General features: G+C 51.4%; 26 protein-coding genes. 6 read left to right on the plus strand and 20 right to left on the minus strand.

What is annotated here, in order from left to right; translation table 11 throughout:
- Positions 1-122: 122 nt before the first annotated feature.
- Complete coding sequence (locus tag ACMGGP_RS15885; RefSeq protein ID WP_498798627.1) at positions 123-680, plus strand: gamma carbonic anhydrase family protein; 558 nt, start codon at positions 123-125, stop codon at positions 678-680.
- On the opposite strand, the gene ACMGGP_RS15890 is transcribed toward ACMGGP_RS15885, so the two are convergent.
- From ACMGGP_RS15890 to dprA, 6 genes are read right to left on the minus strand one after another with little or no spacing between them, the layout of a single operon-like run.
- Positions 647-904 (minus strand): DUF1488 family protein, encoded by a 258-nt coding sequence (locus ACMGGP_RS15890; RefSeq protein WP_033772956.1) that lies wholly within the window; start codon positions 902-904, stop codon positions 647-649. The genes ACMGGP_RS15885 and ACMGGP_RS15890 overlap by 34 nt on opposite strands.
- A complete protein-coding gene (gene aroE, locus ACMGGP_RS15895) occupies positions 901-1,719 on the minus strand; it encodes a shikimate dehydrogenase (protein WP_122890140.1) in 819 nt (272 codons plus the stop codon). The genes ACMGGP_RS15890 and aroE overlap by 4 nt, the downstream gene beginning before the upstream one ends.
- 3 nt (positions 1,720-1,722) lie before the next feature.
- A complete protein-coding gene (gene tsaC, locus ACMGGP_RS15900; RefSeq protein WP_010252735.1) occupies positions 1,723-2,295 on the minus strand; it encodes an L-threonylcarbamoyladenylate synthase type 1 TsaC in 573 nt (190 codons plus the stop codon).
- A gap of 3 nt (positions 2,296-2,298) precedes the next feature.
- The gene (locus ACMGGP_RS15905; RefSeq protein ID WP_010252738.1) at positions 2,299-2,847 is read right to left on the minus strand and encodes a DNA topoisomerase family protein; all 549 of its coding nucleotides are present in this window, start codon (positions 2,845-2,847) and stop codon (positions 2,299-2,301) included.
- Positions 2,848-2,871: 24 nt separating this feature from the next.
- On the minus strand, positions 2,872-3,345 hold the full coding sequence (gene smg / locus ACMGGP_RS15910; RefSeq protein ID WP_010252741.1) for a DUF494 family protein Smg: 474 nt from the start codon (positions 3,343-3,345) through the stop codon (positions 2,872-2,874).
- Complete coding sequence (gene dprA, locus ACMGGP_RS15915) at positions 3,317-4,441, minus strand: DNA-protecting protein DprA (protein ID WP_158131345.1); 1,125 nt, start codon at positions 4,439-4,441, stop codon at positions 3,317-3,319. The genes smg and dprA overlap by 29 nt, the downstream gene beginning before the upstream one ends.
- 115 nt (positions 4,442-4,556) lie before the next feature.
- Between dprA and def the strand changes: the two genes are divergently transcribed.
- From def to mscL, 5 genes are all read left to right on the plus strand, one after another.
- On the plus strand, positions 4,557-5,069 hold the full coding sequence (gene def, locus ACMGGP_RS15920) for a peptide deformylase (protein WP_010252747.1): 513 nt from the start codon (positions 4,557-4,559) through the stop codon (positions 5,067-5,069).
- Between the two features lie 20 nt (positions 5,070-5,089).
- Positions 5,090-6,034, plus strand: a complete 945-nt coding sequence (fmt, locus tag ACMGGP_RS15925) for a methionyl-tRNA formyltransferase (protein WP_010252750.1) — start codon at positions 5,090-5,092, stop codon at positions 6,032-6,034.
- 49 nt (positions 6,035-6,083) lie between these two features.
- On the plus strand, positions 6,084-7,385 hold the full coding sequence (gene rsmB, locus ACMGGP_RS15930) for a 16S rRNA (cytosine(967)-C(5))-methyltransferase RsmB (protein WP_498798628.1): 1,302 nt from the start codon (positions 6,084-6,086) through the stop codon (positions 7,383-7,385).
- Between the two features lie 18 nt (positions 7,386-7,403).
- Positions 7,404-8,780, plus strand: coding sequence for a Trk system potassium transporter TrkA (trkA, locus tag ACMGGP_RS15935; protein ID WP_010252756.1), 1,377 nt, complete (start codon positions 7,404-7,406; stop codon positions 8,778-8,780).
- A 124-nt stretch (positions 8,781-8,904) separates the two neighbouring features.
- Positions 8,905-9,315 carry a large-conductance mechanosensitive channel protein MscL gene (gene mscL / locus ACMGGP_RS15940; RefSeq protein WP_010252759.1) on the plus strand — a complete coding sequence of 137 codons (411 nt, stop codon included), beginning with the start codon at positions 8,905-8,907 and terminating at the stop codon, positions 9,313-9,315.
- On the opposite strand, the gene ACMGGP_RS15945 is transcribed toward mscL, so the two are convergent.
- From ACMGGP_RS15945 to rplR, 14 genes are all read right to left on the minus strand, one after another.
- Positions 9,316-9,549 (minus strand): alternative ribosome-rescue factor A, encoded by a 234-nt coding sequence (locus ACMGGP_RS15945; RefSeq protein WP_498798629.1) that lies wholly within the window; start codon positions 9,547-9,549, stop codon positions 9,316-9,318. It abuts the gene before it with no gap.
- Positions 9,550-9,608: 59 nt separating this feature from the next.
- Positions 9,609-10,025 carry a Zn(2+)-responsive transcriptional regulator gene (gene zntR, locus ACMGGP_RS15950; RefSeq protein WP_010252765.1) on the minus strand — a complete coding sequence of 139 codons (417 nt, stop codon included), beginning with the start codon at positions 10,023-10,025 and terminating at the stop codon, positions 9,609-9,611.
- On the minus strand, positions 10,026-10,397 hold the full coding sequence (locus tag ACMGGP_RS15955; protein WP_010252768.1) for a DnaJ family domain-containing protein: 372 nt from the start codon (positions 10,395-10,397) through the stop codon (positions 10,026-10,028).
- 96 nt (positions 10,398-10,493) lie between these two features.
- The gene (gene rplQ, locus ACMGGP_RS15960) at positions 10,494-10,880 is read right to left on the minus strand and encodes a 50S ribosomal protein L17 (protein ID WP_003850180.1); all 387 of its coding nucleotides are present in this window, start codon (positions 10,878-10,880) and stop codon (positions 10,494-10,496) included.
- Positions 10,881-10,920: 40 nt separating this feature from the next.
- A complete protein-coding gene (locus ACMGGP_RS15965; protein WP_003850179.1) occupies positions 10,921-11,910 on the minus strand; it encodes a DNA-directed RNA polymerase subunit alpha in 990 nt (329 codons plus the stop codon).
- A 25-nt stretch (positions 11,911-11,935) separates the two neighbouring features.
- Complete coding sequence (gene rpsD, locus ACMGGP_RS15970; protein ID WP_008927131.1) at positions 11,936-12,556, minus strand: 30S ribosomal protein S4; 621 nt, start codon at positions 12,554-12,556, stop codon at positions 11,936-11,938.
- Positions 12,557-12,589: 33 nt separating this feature from the next.
- Entirely contained in the window at positions 12,590-12,979 is a 390-nt protein-coding gene (gene rpsK / locus ACMGGP_RS15975) for a 30S ribosomal protein S11 (RefSeq protein ID WP_004160563.1), read from the minus strand.
- Positions 12,980-12,995: 16 nt separating this feature from the next.
- On the minus strand, positions 12,996-13,352 hold the full coding sequence (gene rpsM / locus ACMGGP_RS15980; protein ID WP_003850176.1) for a 30S ribosomal protein S13: 357 nt from the start codon (positions 13,350-13,352) through the stop codon (positions 12,996-12,998).
- Positions 13,353-13,498: 146 nt separating this feature from the next.
- Positions 13,499-13,615, minus strand: a complete 117-nt coding sequence (rpmJ, locus tag ACMGGP_RS15985; protein WP_010252805.1) for a 50S ribosomal protein L36 — start codon at positions 13,613-13,615, stop codon at positions 13,499-13,501.
- 32 nt (positions 13,616-13,647) lie between these two features.
- On the minus strand, positions 13,648-14,979 hold the full coding sequence (gene secY / locus ACMGGP_RS15990; protein ID WP_003850175.1) for a preprotein translocase subunit SecY: 1,332 nt from the start codon (positions 14,977-14,979) through the stop codon (positions 13,648-13,650).
- A 7-nt stretch (positions 14,980-14,986) separates the two neighbouring features.
- Positions 14,987-15,421, minus strand: a complete 435-nt coding sequence (rplO, locus tag ACMGGP_RS15995; RefSeq protein WP_003850168.1) for a 50S ribosomal protein L15 — start codon at positions 15,419-15,421, stop codon at positions 14,987-14,989.
- A 3-nt stretch (positions 15,422-15,424) separates the two neighbouring features.
- Positions 15,425-15,604 carry a 50S ribosomal protein L30 gene (gene rpmD, locus ACMGGP_RS16000; RefSeq protein WP_003850166.1) on the minus strand — a complete coding sequence of 60 codons (180 nt, stop codon included), beginning with the start codon at positions 15,602-15,604 and terminating at the stop codon, positions 15,425-15,427.
- A 5-nt stretch (positions 15,605-15,609) separates the two neighbouring features.
- A complete protein-coding gene (rpsE, locus tag ACMGGP_RS16005) occupies positions 15,610-16,110 on the minus strand; it encodes a 30S ribosomal protein S5 (RefSeq protein WP_003850164.1) in 501 nt (166 codons plus the stop codon).
- Positions 16,111-16,124: 14 nt separating this feature from the next.
- Positions 16,125-16,478: a 50S ribosomal protein L18 gene (gene rplR / locus ACMGGP_RS16010; RefSeq protein ID WP_003850163.1), complete on the minus strand. Its 354-nt coding sequence runs from the start codon at positions 16,476-16,478 to the stop codon at positions 16,125-16,127.
- Positions 16,479-16,485 lie beyond the last annotated feature (7 nt).

Below are 16,485 nucleotides of genomic sequence, written 5' to 3' on the forward strand. Positions count from 1 at the left end.
CTTTTATCTGAACGGTTATAAATGATCCAGATTGATGAGATCGCCAGCGATCCAGGCCAGAATTGGCTTGTCAGCTGCCTGAAATCGCATCAGGCTGCATTGAAAACAGAACAAAGGAGAACATGATGGCTTCCGCCCTACGTCCATATAAAGACCTTTTCCCGCAAACTGGCCAGCGCGTTATGGTCGATCCAAGCAGTGTTGTGGTCGGTGATGTCATAATGGGGGACGACGTGAGCATCTGGCCGCTGGTTGCGATCAGGGGTGATGTGAATCAGGTCCGCATTGGTGCCCGTACTAATGTACAGGACGGCAGCGTTCTGCACGTTACGCATAAATCAGCGTCTAACCCGCAAGGCTTCCCTCTTATTATTGGCGAGGATGTCACGGTCGGGCATAAAGCGATGTTGCACGGCTGTACCATTGGCGATCGCGTGCTGGTCGGAATGGGATCGATTCTGCTTGATGGCGTAATAGTAGAAGAAGAGGTGATGATTGGTGCCGGAAGTCTGGTGCCGCCAGGTAAAAGACTGGAGAGCGGCTATCTCTATCTGGGTAGTCCGGTCAGGCAGATCAGGCCGCTGAATGACAATGAGAAGGAAGGTTTACGCTATTCCGCTAATAATTATGTCGCCTGGAAAGAGGATTACCTGGCGGGAGATAACCAGATCCAGCCCTGAGCATCAATATTATCCTGACGGATAGCCGCTTCGGCCTCATCTTCCAGATCCCAGCGATGGTGCTGAAACAGCGCCATCGCCTCCCCTTCACCAAAACGTGAAGCCAGCGACTTCCCGCTGATTGCACAGGTCAGCCGCATGCCGTTGACCAGCACCGGGAAACAGACCGCGTTCAGTTCAGCATTATAGGTTTCATCATCAGGAAACTGTATCGCCTGATTCATGGCTGCATGGCTTGTTTAAGCTGGGTAATCACCGGCGCGATTTCCGGCATCACACCGTGCCACAGATAGAAGGCATGAGCAGCCTGCCCCACCAGCATGCCCAAACCATCTGCCAGATGAGCCGTACCCTGCGCCTGACACCAGCGCAGGAAAGGCGTCAGCCCGATTTGATAAAACATGTCATAACAGCGCACATCAGCATGAATGACTGCTGCAGGTAAAGGAGGGGTTTCGCCATTCACGCCGCTTGAGGTCGCATTAATGATCAGATCAAAGTGCTGATCTGTCAGCTGCTCAAAACCACATGCGCGGATAGTGCCGCTCGCTGCAAACAGGCCAGCCAGCTCTTCCGCCCGCGCGGCGGTACGGTTAACAACAGTGAGTGTCACGCCTGCTGAGAGAAGCGGCAGAATGACCCCACGTGCAGCACCGCCCGCCCCCACCAGCAAAACCTTGTCACCAGCGTTGATCATCTTCAGCCGTTCAAGATCGCTTAACAGCCCGATACCATCCGTGTTGTCACCCAGGATCTGCCCATCGCTGAGTTTTTTCACCGTGTTTACCGCGCCGGACAGGGCTGCACGTTCGCTGAGCTGATCGGCAAATTCCCATGCCTGCTGTTTAAAAGGTAACGTCACGTTGGCACCACGACCTCCCTGTTCGAAAAAGGCAGAGAGCGCCTGAGGAAAACCATCAATCGGGGCACAAATCCGACCATAGCGATGTTCAACGCCCGTCTGTTCAGCAAAAGCCTGATGGATCAGCGGAGATTTACTGTGGTTGATCGGATTACCGAAAACGGCGAATTGATCCATGAATTAGCCCTGACGTATAAGTTCGCCGCTGATGACATCGCGGATTTCAGAGGGATTGAGCCGCCCACCTGTTTTTCCCGACAGAACCGGGAACTGCTCACCAAACTGCTGCTTCACTTCTTCAGCCGTTCGGCAGGGAGGCAGGCCTGACAGATTTGCACTGGTTGAGACCAGCGGTTTACCAAATGCGCGGCAAAGGGCCTGCACATCAGGATGATCACTGACGCGAATGGCCAGTGAATCAAACTGTCCGGTAAGCCAGCGAGGCGTTTGTGGCGGAACGGGTACGACAAAGGTCACCGGGCCGGGCCAGCATGCAAACATCCGCTCACGCTGGATCACAGACAGTTCCCGAGCGGAGATGTAAGGTTCCAGCTGGGTGTAATCAGCCGCAATCAGGATAAGCCCCTTTTCTACCGGACGCTGTTTCAGCGCCAGTAAAGCCATGACGGCAGATTCACTGTCAGGGTCACAGCCCAGACCAAATACGGCTTCAGTAGGATAGGCGATGACCGCCTGTCGATTCAGCTGCTCTAAGCAGGTTTCAAGTGAATCGGCGAGGTGTTGATTTTCCATGGTCTATGAATTCTCTTCAGCAATGGCTTTGCCACAACTTTTACTGGCGCAAAAGCGTTTGATCCCTTGGGCCGTCTTTTTTTCAACTAATAGCGGATACTGGCAATAAGGACAGATTCCGGCAACGGGTGTCAGATTCACAACAAACTGGCAGGCTGGATAGCGGTCGCAGGAGTGAAACGTTTTGCCGTAACGGGAGCGCCGCTGCACTAACCGGCCTTCATGGCACTGTGGACAGGCCAGCGAGGTTTCATCCGGTTTGTCGATGGTTTCGGTGTATCCGCATTCCGGATAGAGGCTACAGCCAATGAACATGCCAAATCGCCCCTGCCGCAACACTTTATCCGCACCGCATTCGGGACAGGCGTGGCCTTCCAGCACTTTGACCACATGACCATCGGCCTGACCCTTTAAGGGTCGAATGTAGTCGCATGCCGGGTAGTTCGCGCAGCCCAGAAAAGGACCGTGTTTACCGGAGCGGATAACCAGTTCAGCCCCGCAAGCGGGGCAGGGATCCTGTTTACGCACGGTGAAGAGTGCAGCTTTACTCATAGCGATCAATGCATGAAAGGAAATTTAATGCAGCATACCTTCATTGGCGTCGAATAGCAGTTCTTCCATCTGCTGATAGGCATTTTCACATCCGGGAATGTTGAACAACACCATCAGTACCACCCATTTGAGATCCTCCAGGTCAAACTCAGAGGTATCCAGCGCCATAATGCGTTCGATGACCATTTCACGCGTTTCCAGGTTCAGCACCTGAATCTGCTCCAGGAACAGCAGGAAACCACGGCTGTCAGCATCTAAACGTTTGCTCTCTTCATCGGTATAAATACGCATGGAGAGCGGATCATTTGTCAGTAAAATTGGCGCAACCAGTCCTTCCTGATAGTCAGCCAATCTTTCTAACCAGTTCAGCGCACTGTAAATATCTTCACGATGGAACCCGGCATCCGTCAGGTCGTCTGTCAATCTGTCCTGATCAACACCCATTTCTGCTTCGTTGTGGATATATGTCTCAAACAAATACATCAGTACGTCGAACATGGCATGCCCTCCTCAATCGGACATAGCCGCCGGGTACAGCTGCGATCCATCCTGCTAACTCCAGTTCCAGCAACTGAGCTGAGATAACTGGCACAGATTGGCCGGCACGTTCAGCGACAACGTCAACAGGTGTAACATCATCACCTACGTTAGCCAACACATCAGCAAATGGCAATGGAGCATCGTCACTCACCTCAGAATAAATTTCACCGGCCGGTGTCATCGGCAGCCAGTTAAGTGCACTTGCCAGATCTTCCACGATGTTATGGGGATGGGCCACCAGCAGCGCCCCCTGCTGAATCAGCCAGTTTACGCCTTCGCTTAACGGGTTACCGAGCGCGCCAGGTAAGGCATAGACATTACGATTTTGCTCCAGCCCATACCGCGCCGTTACCAGGGAACCACTCTTCAGCGAGGCTTCTACCACCAGCACCCCATGGCTCAGGCCGCTGATAATACGATTACGGCGCGGAAAATTAAGCGGATGCGGCAGGGTCGTCAGCGGAAACTCAGAAACTACCGCACCACCCTGTTCAACGATCTCTGCGGCAAGATGGGCATGATTGCTGGGATAGAGCCGCTGCAAACCACTACCTAACACGGCCACCGTTTTACCGCCTACGTTGAGTGCTGCCTGATGCGCAACACCATCAATACCCCTTGCCAGTCCGCTGGTAATGGTCAGACCGCTGAGGCTTAAGTGCTGGGTAAACCAGTCGCACCAGTAGCGGCCATAGTGTGAACAGTTTCGGCTGCCCACCACCGCTAACTGTGGTGTGCTGATAAGCGCAGGATCGCCATCAATATAGAGCAGCGGCGGAAAGCGGTTGGTTTCTTTAAGACGGGCAGGATAGGCCGCGTCCAGAGCAGTCACCAGATGGTGAGCCGGGCTCTGAGCCAGCCAGGAATAGACTTCTGTAAGATTTTTTTCATTATAATCATCATATTGCTGGCACTGGCTCTCATCTAAGCCAAGCCGGATAAGCTGCTCCCTGTCTGCCTGTCCGGCACCTATTTGCTGCGCCACATCAACCCAGCGTTTTCCTGTCATTCCAGTGACGGCGGCCAGCCGTACAGACTGCGCTATTTTGTCCATCTTCAGCTCCCTGATCGCCCTTGCTTCCTGCCGCAGAATGCTGTCAATCAGGCCTCGAAAAGTCTACAATATAAGGTAGTAATCTTTTCTTAACCGAATACAGATCTGGATATTTATGTCAGTTTTGCAGGTATTACATTTCCCTGACGAGCGTCTTCGCAAAGTTGCTGCGCCCGTTAAAGAAGTTAACGCAGACATTCAGCGTATCGTTGATGATATGTTCGAGACGATGTATGCCGAAGAAGGTATCGGTCTTGCGGCTACGCAGGTCGATATTCATCAGCGCATTATCGTGATTGACGTCTCTGAAAGTCGTGAAGAGCGTTTAGTGCTGATTAACCCTGAGCTGCTGGAAAAAAGCGGTGAAACCGGCATTGAAGAGGGCTGCCTCTCTATTCCGGAACAGCGCGCATTTGTTCCGCGTGCCGAGCGGGTAAAGGTCCGTGCACTGGATCGCGAGGGTAAAAGTTTCGAACTGGAAGCCAGCGAGTTACTGGCCATCTGTATCCAGCATGAGATCGATCATCTGGAAGGCAAACTGTTTATCGATTATCTGTCGCCTTTAAAGCGGCAACGGATCAAAAATAAATTAGAGAAACTGGCGCGTCAGAACGCGCAGGCTTCCTGAGATCTTAATAAGGGATAAACGTGTCTGCCCCGCTAAAAATCATCTTTGCTGGCACACCTGACTTTGCAGCGCGTCATCTTGACGCGCTGCTTGCTTCTGAACATCAGGTTATCGCCGTATTCACCCAACCCGACCGTCCTGCTGGTCGCGGTAACAAATTAACGCCAGGCCCGGTCAAAACGCTGGCGATGGCACATGACATTCCGGTTTATCAGCCTAAGTCACTGCGACCTGAAGAAAATCAGCAACTGGTTGCTGACCTCAAGGCCGATGTGATGGTGGTTGTAGCCTACGGATTAATTCTGCCCAAGGCCGTGCTTGATATGCCACGTCTGGGATGCATCAATGTCCATGGCTCACTGCTGCCACGCTGGCGCGGAGCTGCGCCTATTCAACGTGCGCTCTGGGCTGGCGACAGCGAAACCGGCGTGACCATCATGCAGATGGACGTGGGACTGGATACCGGCGATATGCTGCATAAGCTGGCCTGTCCGATTACTGCCCAGGATACCAGTGCCACGCTGTATGACAAGCTGGCACAGCTTGGCCCACAGGGGCTGCTGGATACGCTGACATTACTGACCACTCAGCAGGCTTCACCTGAAAAACAGGATGAAACGCTGGCCAACTATGCTGAGAAACTCAGTAAAGAGGAGGCACGTCTTGACTGGACACTCTCTGCAGAACAGCTTGAGCGTTGTATTCGCGCTTTTAACCCGTGGCCGATGAGCTTTTTCACCATTGAAGATCAGCCGGTTAAAGTCTGGCAGGCAAGCGTTCTGCCCCACTGCGATCGTGCGCCTGGTGAAATTATCCATGCTGACAAGCATGGCATCCAGGTGGCAACGGCTCAGGGCGTACTGAACCTGCTCCAGTTGCAGCCCGCCGGTAAAAAACCGATGTCGGCTCAGGATCTTCTCAACTCGCGCCGGGAATGGTTTGAACCTGGAACCCTTCTGGACTGACTCTCAGGCCCGGTCCCTCACCGGGCCTTTTGTTTGATGACAAAACCCTATGACTAAATCTATCAACCTGCGTAGCCTCTCGGCTCAACTTATTGAGCGTGTGGTCGACAAGGGCGAATCCCTGAATACGGCACTGCCAGCCGCCCAGAAAAAGCTCTCTGACAAAGATAGCGCATTAGTGCAGGAGATCTGTTTTGGCGTATTGCGCACATTACCGCAGCTGGAAGCGCTGATTGGCAAACTGATGGAGCGTCCACTTACCGGCAAACAGCGGGTTCTGCACTATCTGATCATGGTCGGGCTTTATCAGCTGGAATATACCCGTGTGCCTGCCCATGCCGCACTGGCAGAAACCGTCGCGGGCGCCGAAGTACTGAAGCGCACCAGTATGAAAGGCTTATTAAATGGCGTATTACGCCAGTTTCAGCGTCAGCGGGAAGAGCTGCTCGCCACTGTTCAGGATGGCCCGCAACGCTATCTGCATCCCGGATGGCTGCTAAAGCGTTTACAGCATGCCTGGCCGGAACAATGGCAACAGATTGTCGAAGCAAATAATCTGCGTCCGCCGATGTGGCTGCGGGTTAATCGCCAGCACCACGATCGTGACACGTGGCTGGCAATGCTGGCCGAAAGCGGCAGGAATGCACAGCCTGCTGTCGATGTGCCGGATGCGCTGCGGCTTGACGCCCCTGCCCCGGTCAGCCAGCTACCAGGCTTTGATCAGGGTTGGGTTACCGTGCAGGATTTATCTGCTCAGCGCTGTGCCTTGCTGCTTGAGCCCCAAAACGGCGAACAGATTCTGGATTTATGCGCTGCGCCCGGCGGTAAAACGACCCATATCCTTGAAATCGCGCCTCAGGCCGAAGTTATGGCCGTCGACGTGGATGCGCAGCGTCTTAAACGCGTAAATGAGAATCTGCAACGACTGGGTATGAAAGCAGACGTGAAACAGGGTGATGGACGAACGCCGCAACAGTGGTGCGGCGATCGTCAGTTTGACCGTATTCTGCTGGATGCGCCCTGCTCTGCTACCGGTGTGATCCGACGCCATCCTGATATTAAGTGGCTGCGTCGCGATCGGGATATCGCCGAGCTGGCAAAGCTTCAGGGTGAAATTCTTGATGCTATCTGGCTGCACCTGAAACCTGGCGGTACACTGATTTATGCCACCTGTTCCATCCTGCCTGAAGAGAATCATCAGCAGATAGATGCTTTCCTGCAGCGCCAGCATGATGCGCAGGCAGAGCCCCTCAGAGATGCGACCGCGAACGGCTTACAGGTATTCCCGGAAGCCGAGGGCGGAGATGGTTTCTTCTACGCTAAGCTGATAAAAAAATCGGGTACAAACTGAAATGAGTATTGATAAGCGATGAAAATAATCATTCTGGGCGCAGGACAGGTTGGCGGAACCCTGGCAGAAAATCTGGTGGGTGAAAACAACGATATCACGGTGGTTGATACCGACTCTTCACGCCTGCGTCACCTGCAGGATAAGTTCGATCTTCGCGTCGTGCAGGGTCATGGTTCTCATCCACGCATTTTACGTGAGGCGGGTGCAGAAGATGCCGACATGCTGGTTGCCGTAACCAACTCCGATGAAACCAACATGATTGCCTGTCAGATTGCTTATTCGCTTTTCAATACGCCGAATCGCATCGCCCGTATTCGCGCAGCCGACTATCTGCGTGATGCGGACAAGTTATTTATTCCTGAAGCGGTGCCTATCGATCACCTGATCTCGCCTGAACAGCTGGTGATCGACAATATCTATCGTTTAATCCAGTACCCTGGCGCATTGCAGGTCGTTAACTTTGCTGAAGGCAAAGTCAGCCTCGCCGTGGTGAAAGCTTATTATGGCGGGCCACTGGTAGGAAATCCGCTGTCGATCATGCGTGAGCATATGCCACACATTGATACTCGCGTAGCCGCTATATTTCGTCAGGATCGCCCCATTCGCCCGCAGGGTTCAACCATCGTAGAAGCGGGTGATGAAGTCTTTTTCATTGCAGCCAGTCAGAACATTCGTGCGGTAATGAGTGAAATGCAGCGGCTGGAGAAACCTTATAAACGGATTATGCTGGTAGGTGGCGGTAACATCGGTTTCGGTCTGGCACAAAAACTTGAGAAAAATTACAGCGTGAAGCTGATTGAACGTAACCCCCAGCGCGCAGCAGAACTGGCAGAGCATCTTCACGACACAGTCGTCTTTTATGGCGATGCGTCAGATCAGGAACTTCTCGCTGAAGAACATGTTGATCAGGTTGATCTCTTTATCGCCGTCACCAACGATGATGAAGCCAATATTATGTCAGCCATGCTGGCAAAAAAGATGGGGGCGAAGAAGGTTATGGTGCTGATTCAGCGCCGCGCCTACGTCGATCTGGTACAAGGCAGCGTTATCGATATCGCTATTTCACCTCAGCAGGCCACGATTTCTGCCCTGCTTGGTCATGTGCGCAAAGCGGATATCGTGGGCGTTTCATCGCTACGACGCGGTATTGCAGAAGCGATCGAAGCGATAGCCCACGGAGACGAATCAACTTCACGCGTGGTCGGCCGCTCCATTGATGATATCAAACTACCGCCAGGCACCATTATTGGCGCAGTGGTTCGTGGAGACGATGTGATGATTGCCAATGATAACTTGCGAATTGAACAAGGTGATCATGTCATCATGTTCCTGACCGACAAGAAGTTTGTATCAGATGTGGAACGTCTCTTCCAGCCGAGTCCATTTTTCCTGTAAATGCCGCGTTTATAGGCGAACAGAACACAAGGAACGCAAAACTGCCGCTTAATTCGCTGTGTTGATGGCAAAACCAGTAGGGTTTGTTAGACTTTATGGCATTGGCTTGGGCAAGGAGATAAGTATGAGTTTAATCAAAGAGTTTCGCGATTTCGCAATGCGCGGCAATGTGATGGATTTAGCCGTCGGTGTCATCATCGGTGCTGCATTCGGTAAAATTGTTTCATCGTTAGTCGCCAACATCATTATGCCGCCTTTAGGCTTACTGATTGGTGGTGTCGATTTTAAATCATTCGCCTGGGTACTTAAGCCTGCAGTTGGTGATGCTCCAGCCGTTGTAATGCAGTACGGTATCTTCCTTCAGACCATCTTCGATTTCGTCATCATCGCTTTCGCAATCTTTATGGCGATCAAGTTAATGAATCGTCTGTACAAGAAAAAAGAAGTAGAGAAGCCAGTTACTAAACCGTCAAACGAAGAAGTTCTGCTGACTGAAATCCGCGATCTGCTGAAACAGCAGAATACCCGGGTCTAGTTAATAAGCCGCCGCACAGGCGGTTTTATTAACCGTAAAAGCAGAAGGGCAGTGATAAGACGCTTTCTTATCACTGCCCTCCCATCCAGTCCCCTTGCCATGTTTCTCTTTCCGCTTAAAACTACCTTTACCCTTTTGCTTCTGCTCGATGCGTTGCCGAAATAGCGGGTCGTGTAACAGAGCCTGAATCGCGTTATCGCGGATTTGCCCTTTGGTGTGCTGATATTTACTCATGACGCCTCCTGTTGAGATGGTCTGATACTCTATTCCTTTGCAGCAAAATAACAATATGCTTATTTGCTCGAAGCCTCTCCCCGCTCCAGCGCCTCAAGAATTGAGCACGAAATGCTACTGTGACTGTCACCACAACAGGCATCGGAAAGGTGTCGCAGAGAACGCTGCATCGTTTCTAATTCTGCGATCATCTGAGCAACTTCGCTCAGCCGTTTTTCAACGATCGCTTTTGATTCCTGACAGGTGTGGTGCGCAGGATCAACCCGGATCGAAAGTAGCTCTCTGATCGCTTCCAGACTGAAACCCAGTTTACGACCATAACGAATAAATTTCAGACGCTGAAGATCGCCCTCGCTGTAAAGGCGAAAACCACCTTCCGTCCGACCATCATGATCCATCATCTGCTGCTTTTCATAAAAACGGATAGTGTCTGGCGTCACCTCCGCAAGCTTAGCTAACTGACCGATGCGAAACATTTACTCCTCCTCGCGGAAACGATGCTGAATAGCAGTGGAATAACTGCCATGGAGAAAATCGGTACTGATACCCGCCTGGCGTAATCTTAGCTCCAGCACCTGAAGCCGATGGCAATGATCCTGATAATTTTGATCCGCAGGATCGAGGTTGCGAATAAGATCGTTAACTTCCATGGCTTCACGTCTGAGCTCAAGCTCCGGCGGCAGAAAGCCCGCATTTTTCAGTAAACGGTAGCCCGCTCTTAGCTCAGGCGGAACATGACTGTCATCATCCAGCTGCAGCGGCTTACCAGAGCCGGGAAGATTACTCAGCTCGCCTTTTTCCAGCGCCGCTTTGATGTGCTGTTCAGCAAGTTCATCAACCAGCCACATAGTTAGCTCCTTTGAACATGAAAAGAGTAAGTTCTAAGGTAGTAAATTTCAGGCAATAAAAAACCCGCCGAAGCGGGTTTTTTACGTTGCTACAGATTACTCTGCGGCTGCTTCTGCTTGAGCTTCTGGACGATCAACCAGCTCGATGTAAGCCATCGGAGCGTTGTCACCAGCACGGAAGCCACACTTCAGAATACGAGTGTAACCACCGGCACGGCTCGCGAAACGCGGGCCCAGCTCATTAAACAGTTTTGCCACGATCTCGTTATCACGAGTACGGGCGAATGCCAGACGACGATTAGCTACGCTGTCGGTCTTGGCAAGAGTAATCAGCGGCTCAACTACGCGACGCAGTTCTTTGGCTTTCGGCAGAGTCGTTTTGATGATCTCATGACGAACCAGAGAACCGGCCATGTTGCGGAACATAGCCTGACGATGGCTGCTGTTGCGGTTCAGTTGACGACCACTCTTACGATGGCGCATGACCTTATCCTTCTCAGTGAAACCTTAACCTGTGATCTGATTATTCATCAGCAATGCTTGCTGGCGGCCAGTTCTCGAGGCGCATGCCCAGAGAAAGACCACGCGAAGCCAGCACATCTTTAATCTCGGTAAGAGATTTTTTACCAAGGTTAGGCGTTTTAAGCAGCTCAACCTCGGTACGCTGTACCAGATCACCGATGTAGTGGATAGCTTCTGCCTTAAGGCAGTTAGCAGAGCGGACAGTCAATTCCAGATCGTCAACAGGGCGCAGCAGGATCGGATCGAATTCTGGTTTCTCTTCTTTAACTTCCGGCTGACGTACATCACGTAAGTCAACGAAAGCTTCAAGTTGTTCTGCCAGAATGGTTGCCGCACGACGAATCGCCTCTTCAGGATCGATTGTGCCGTTGGTTTCCATTTCGATGACCAGCTTGTCCAGGTCGGTGCGCTGCTCTACACGCGCTGCTTCAACATTGTAGGCGATACGGTCTACAGGGCTGTAGCAAGCGTCAACTAACAGGCGGCCGATTGGGCGCTCATCTTCTTCCGAATGAATTCGGGCAGAAGCCGGCACATAGCCACGACCACGCTGAACTTTGATACGCATGCTGATAGCAGCGTTCTCATCGGTCAGATGGCAAATGACATGCTGAGGCTTGACGATTTCGACATCACCATCATGGGTAATGTCGGCTGCAGTCACAGGGCCAATGCCAGATTTATTCAAGGTCAGAATAACTTCATCTTTCCCCTGAACTCTTACCGCCAGCCCTTTCAGGTTGAGCAGGATTTCCAGGATATCTTCCTGTACTCCCTCTTTGGTGCTGTACTCATGAAGTACACCATCAATTTCAACCTCGGTCACCGCGCAACCCGGCATGGATGAAAGCAGAATACGGCGCAGTGCGTTACCAAGAGTATGGCCAAAGCCACGCTCTAAAGGCTCAAGGGTCACCTTGGCGTGCGTCGAACTCACTTGCTCGATATCTACCAGGCGCGGTTTTAGAAACTCTGTCACAGAACCCTGCATTGTGTCCTCTCTTTGGTACTAAGCCTTACTTGGAGTAAAGCTCGACGATCAGGTGTTCGTTAATGTCCGCAGACAGATCAGTACGTTCAGGAATACGCTTGAACACACCTTCCATCTTAGTCGCATCAACTTCCAGCCAGGTTGGCTTTTCACGCTGCTCAGCCAGCTCCAGAGCGGCCTTCACGCGAGATTGCTTTTTGGCTTTCTCACGGATGCTAACGACATCATTCGGAGATACCTGATAAGAAGCGATGTTAACAACGCGGCCATTTACCAGAACAGACTTATGGCTAACCAGCTGACGTGCTTCTGCACGAGTGGCACCAAAGCCCATACGATAAACTACGTTGTCCAGACGACCTTCCAGCAGAGCCAACAGGTTTTCACCGGTGTTGCCTTTCAGACGAGCTGCTTCTTTATAATAGTTACGGAACTGACGCTCCAGCACGCCGTAGATACGACGAACTTTTTGCTTTTCACGTAACTGACCGCCGTAATCAGACAGACGCGGTTTACGCGCACCATGCTGACCAGGGGCTTGTTCAATCTTACACTTGGAATCAATCGCGCGAACGCCAGACTTAAGGAATAAGTCAGTGCCCTCACGACGGCTCAGCTTGAGCTTAGGACCCAAATATCTTGCCATTTTCTTTCTCCAACTATCCTAAAAAAACGGGCGTTATACGCGACGTTTTTTCGGCGGACGACAACCGTTATGAGGGATCGGAGTCACATCAGTAATATTAGTGATGCGGAAACCAGCGGCGTTCAAAGCACGAATCGTAGATTCGCGACCTGGACCCGGACCCTTTACCATAACTTCCAGGTTCTTAATTCCGTAATCTTTTACCGCTTCTGCACAGCGCTCTGCAGCGACCTGAGCAGCAAACGGAGTGGATTTACGTGAACCGCGGAAACCGGAACCACCGGCGGTTGCCCAACCCAGTGCGTTACCCTGACGATCAGTAATGGTAACGATGGTGTTGTTAAAAGAAGCATGGACATGAGCCACGCCATCTGAGACTTGTTTTCTTACACGCTTACGTGCACGAACTGGTGCCTTTGCCATTATTTACTCACCCCGATTATTTCTTGATCGGTTTACGCGGACCCTTACGGGTACGTGCGTTGGTCTTAGTACGCTGACCGCGAACCGGAAGACCACGACGATGGCGCAAACCACGGTAGCAACCAAGGTCCATAAGACGCTTGATGCTCAGGGTGATTTCACGGCGCAGATCACCTTCTACAACGAATTTCGCAACTGCATCACGCAGCTGATCAATTTGTTCTTCAGACAGCTCACTGATCTTAACATTTTCAGCAATACCCGTTGAAGCGCAGATGGCTTTAGAACGAGTTTTACCGATACCGAAGATCGAAGTTAATGCGATAACGGTATGTTTTTGATCAGGAATGTTAATGCCTGCTATACGGGCCACTATGCACTCCTATAATTAAACAAGCACGTCCCATGCTGAAAAGCCCGTTTTCAGGATACTCAAATGGAAACGCACTGACATACAAAAGATTGGCTGGCTAATCTAGCCAGCTCAACCCGACTTTGCAAGAAAAATATGTGACAAAATCAGCCTTGGCGCTGTTTATGCTTTGGCTCGGCGCTGCAGATCACACGGACGACACCGTCGCGACGAATGATTTTGCAGTTACGACATAATCTCTTGACGGAAGCACGAACTTTCATTTTTACTCTCCGTAACTTCTCAACCAACTGAATTAACGGCCGTAGCCTTTCAGGTTAGCTTTCTTCAGTGCCGACTCGTACTGACTTGACATCATCAGAGTTTGCACTTGAGCCATAAAGTCCATGATGACGACAACTACGATAAGCAGTGAAGTACCGCCAAAGTAGAAGGGGACCTTCATCGCATCACGCATGAACTCCGGGATAAGGCAGATAAACGTAATGTAGAGAGCGCCGATTAAGGTCAATCGCGTCATTACTTTATCAATATACTTCGCCGTTTGCTCTCCCGGACGAATTCCCGGTACGAATGCACCAGACTTCTTCAGGTTATCTGCTGTTTCACGTGGGTTGAAAACCAACGCCGTATAGAAGAAACAGAAGAAGATGATTGCAGTCGCATAGAGTAGCACATAAAGCGGCTGTCCTGGCTGCAAATACAGCGAAATTGTTGTCAGCCAGTTCCAACCGGTACCGCCCCCAAACCACGATGCAATCGTTGCCGGGAACAGAATAATGCTGGAAGCAAAGATGGCTGGAATGACGCCTGCCATGTTCACTTTCAACGGTAAATGTGTGCTCTGTGCAGCGTAAACGCGACGACCCTGCTGACGTTTTGCGTAGTTCACCACAATGCGGCGTTGACCACGTTCAACAAAGATAACAAAGAAGGTCACTGCGAATACGAGTACTGCAACCAACAGCAACAGAAGGAAGTGCAGGTCGCCTTGCCGCGCTTGCTCGATGGTATGGCCAATGGCCGGCGGGAGACCCGCAACGATACCTGCGAAGATAATGATCGAAATACCGTTACCGATACCACGTTCAGTAATCTGTTCGCCCAGCCACATCAGGAACATCGTTCCTGAGACCAGACTTACAACAGCGGTAAAGTAGAAAGCAAAGCCTGGATTCATTACCAGGCCTTGCATCCCTGGCATATTCGGCAGACCGGTAGCAATACCGATCGACTGAAATATGGCCAATACCAACGTACCGTATCGGGTGTACTGGCTAATCTTACGACGGCCAGCCTCCCCTTCTTTCTTAATTTCCGCTAACGCTGGATGAACCACCGTTAATAACTGGATGATAATCGATGCCGAAATATACGGCATGATGCCCAGTGCGAAAATAGAAGCACGGCTCAGAGCACCACCAGAGAACATGTTAAACATTTCAATGATGGTGCCACGCTGTTGCTCAAGCAGTTTGGCAAGTACAGTGGCATCAATACCAGGGATTGGAATAAAAGAGCCAATACGGAAGACAATGAGTGCGCCGATTACAAACAGCAGTCTGCGTTTCAGCTCACCAAAGCCACCCTTGGCACTTTGAAAATCTAATCCCGGTTGTTTAGCCATCTGCTACTTATTCCTCGATTTTACCGCCAGCAGCTTCGATTGCAGCACGTGCACCTTTGGTGACACGCAGACCGCGAACCGTTACCGGTGTAGAAACTTCACCAGACAGAATTACTTTAACGAATTCAATCTGAACACCGACAATGTTGGCTGCTTTCAGCGCGTTCAGGTCGACGATACCGCCTTCAACTTTCGCCAGATCAGACAGACGAATCTCTGTGGTGATCATTGCTTTGCGAGAGGTGAAACCGAACTTCGGCAGACGACGGTACAGAGGCATCTGACCACCTTCGAAACCGCGACGTACGCCACCGCCAGAACGTGAGTTCTGACCTTTGTGACCACGACCACCGGTTTTTCCGAGGCCAGAACCGATACCACGACCCAGACGCTTGGTAGCGTGCTTAGACCCTTCGGCCGGAGACAGAGTATTTAAACGCATCTCTTACTCCTCCACTTTAACCATATAGGAAACCGCGTTAACCATACCGCGTACTGCAGGCGTGTCTTCACGCTCAACGGTGTGGCCAATACGACGCAGACCCAGGCCAACCAGAGTGGCTTTATGCTTAGGCAAGCGGCCGATTGAACTACGGGTTTGAGTGATTTTAATAGTCTTAGCCATCGTGATTACCCCAGAATTTCTTCAACGGATTTACCACGCTTAGCAGCGACCATTTCCGGAGATTTCATATTGCCCAGGCCGTCGATAGTTGCACGAACCACGTTAATCGGGTTAGTAGAACCATAGGCTTTTGCCAGTACGTTATGAACTCCAGCGACTTCCAGAACGGCGCGCATTGCACCACCGGCAATAATACCGGTACCTTCTGAAGCCGGCTGCATGAACACGCGGGAACCCGTGTGTGCACCTTTAACTGGGTGCTGCAGGGTGCCGTTGGTCAGCGCGACGTTAACCATGTTGCGACGGGCTTTCTCCATCGCTTTCTGGATCGCTGCTGGAACTTCACGCGCTTTACCGTAACCAAAACCTACGCGACCATTACCATCGCCTACCACAGTCAGTGCTGTGAAGGAGAAGATACGACCACCTTTAACAGTTTTAGAAACACGGTTTACCGCGATCAGTTTTTCCTGCAGTTCGCCAGCTTGTTTCTCGATGTGTGCCATCTTAGACCTCTACCTTAGAACTGAAGGCCAGCTTCACGGGCAGCATCTGCCAGTGCCTGGACGCGACCATGATATTGGAAACCGGAACGGTCGAAAGAAACACCAGTGATGCCTTTTTCGATTGCGCGTTCTGCGATAGCTTTACCTACTGCAGCTGCGGCTTCTTTATTACCGGTATACTTCAGTTGTTCAGTGATAGCTTTTTCTACAGTAGAAGCAGCGACCAGAACTTCGGAACCGTTCGGGGCGATTACCTGTGCGTAAATATGACGCGGGGTACGATGTACCACCAGGCGAGTAGCACCCAGCTCTTTGAGCTTGCGACGTGCACGGGTCGCACGACGGATACGAGCAGATTTCTTATCCATAGTGTTA

This window comes from Curtobacterium sp. BNK-1 (genome assembly GCF_048685235.1).
Lineage (GTDB): Bacteria > Pseudomonadota > Gammaproteobacteria > Enterobacterales > Enterobacteriaceae > Pantoea > Pantoea agglomerans.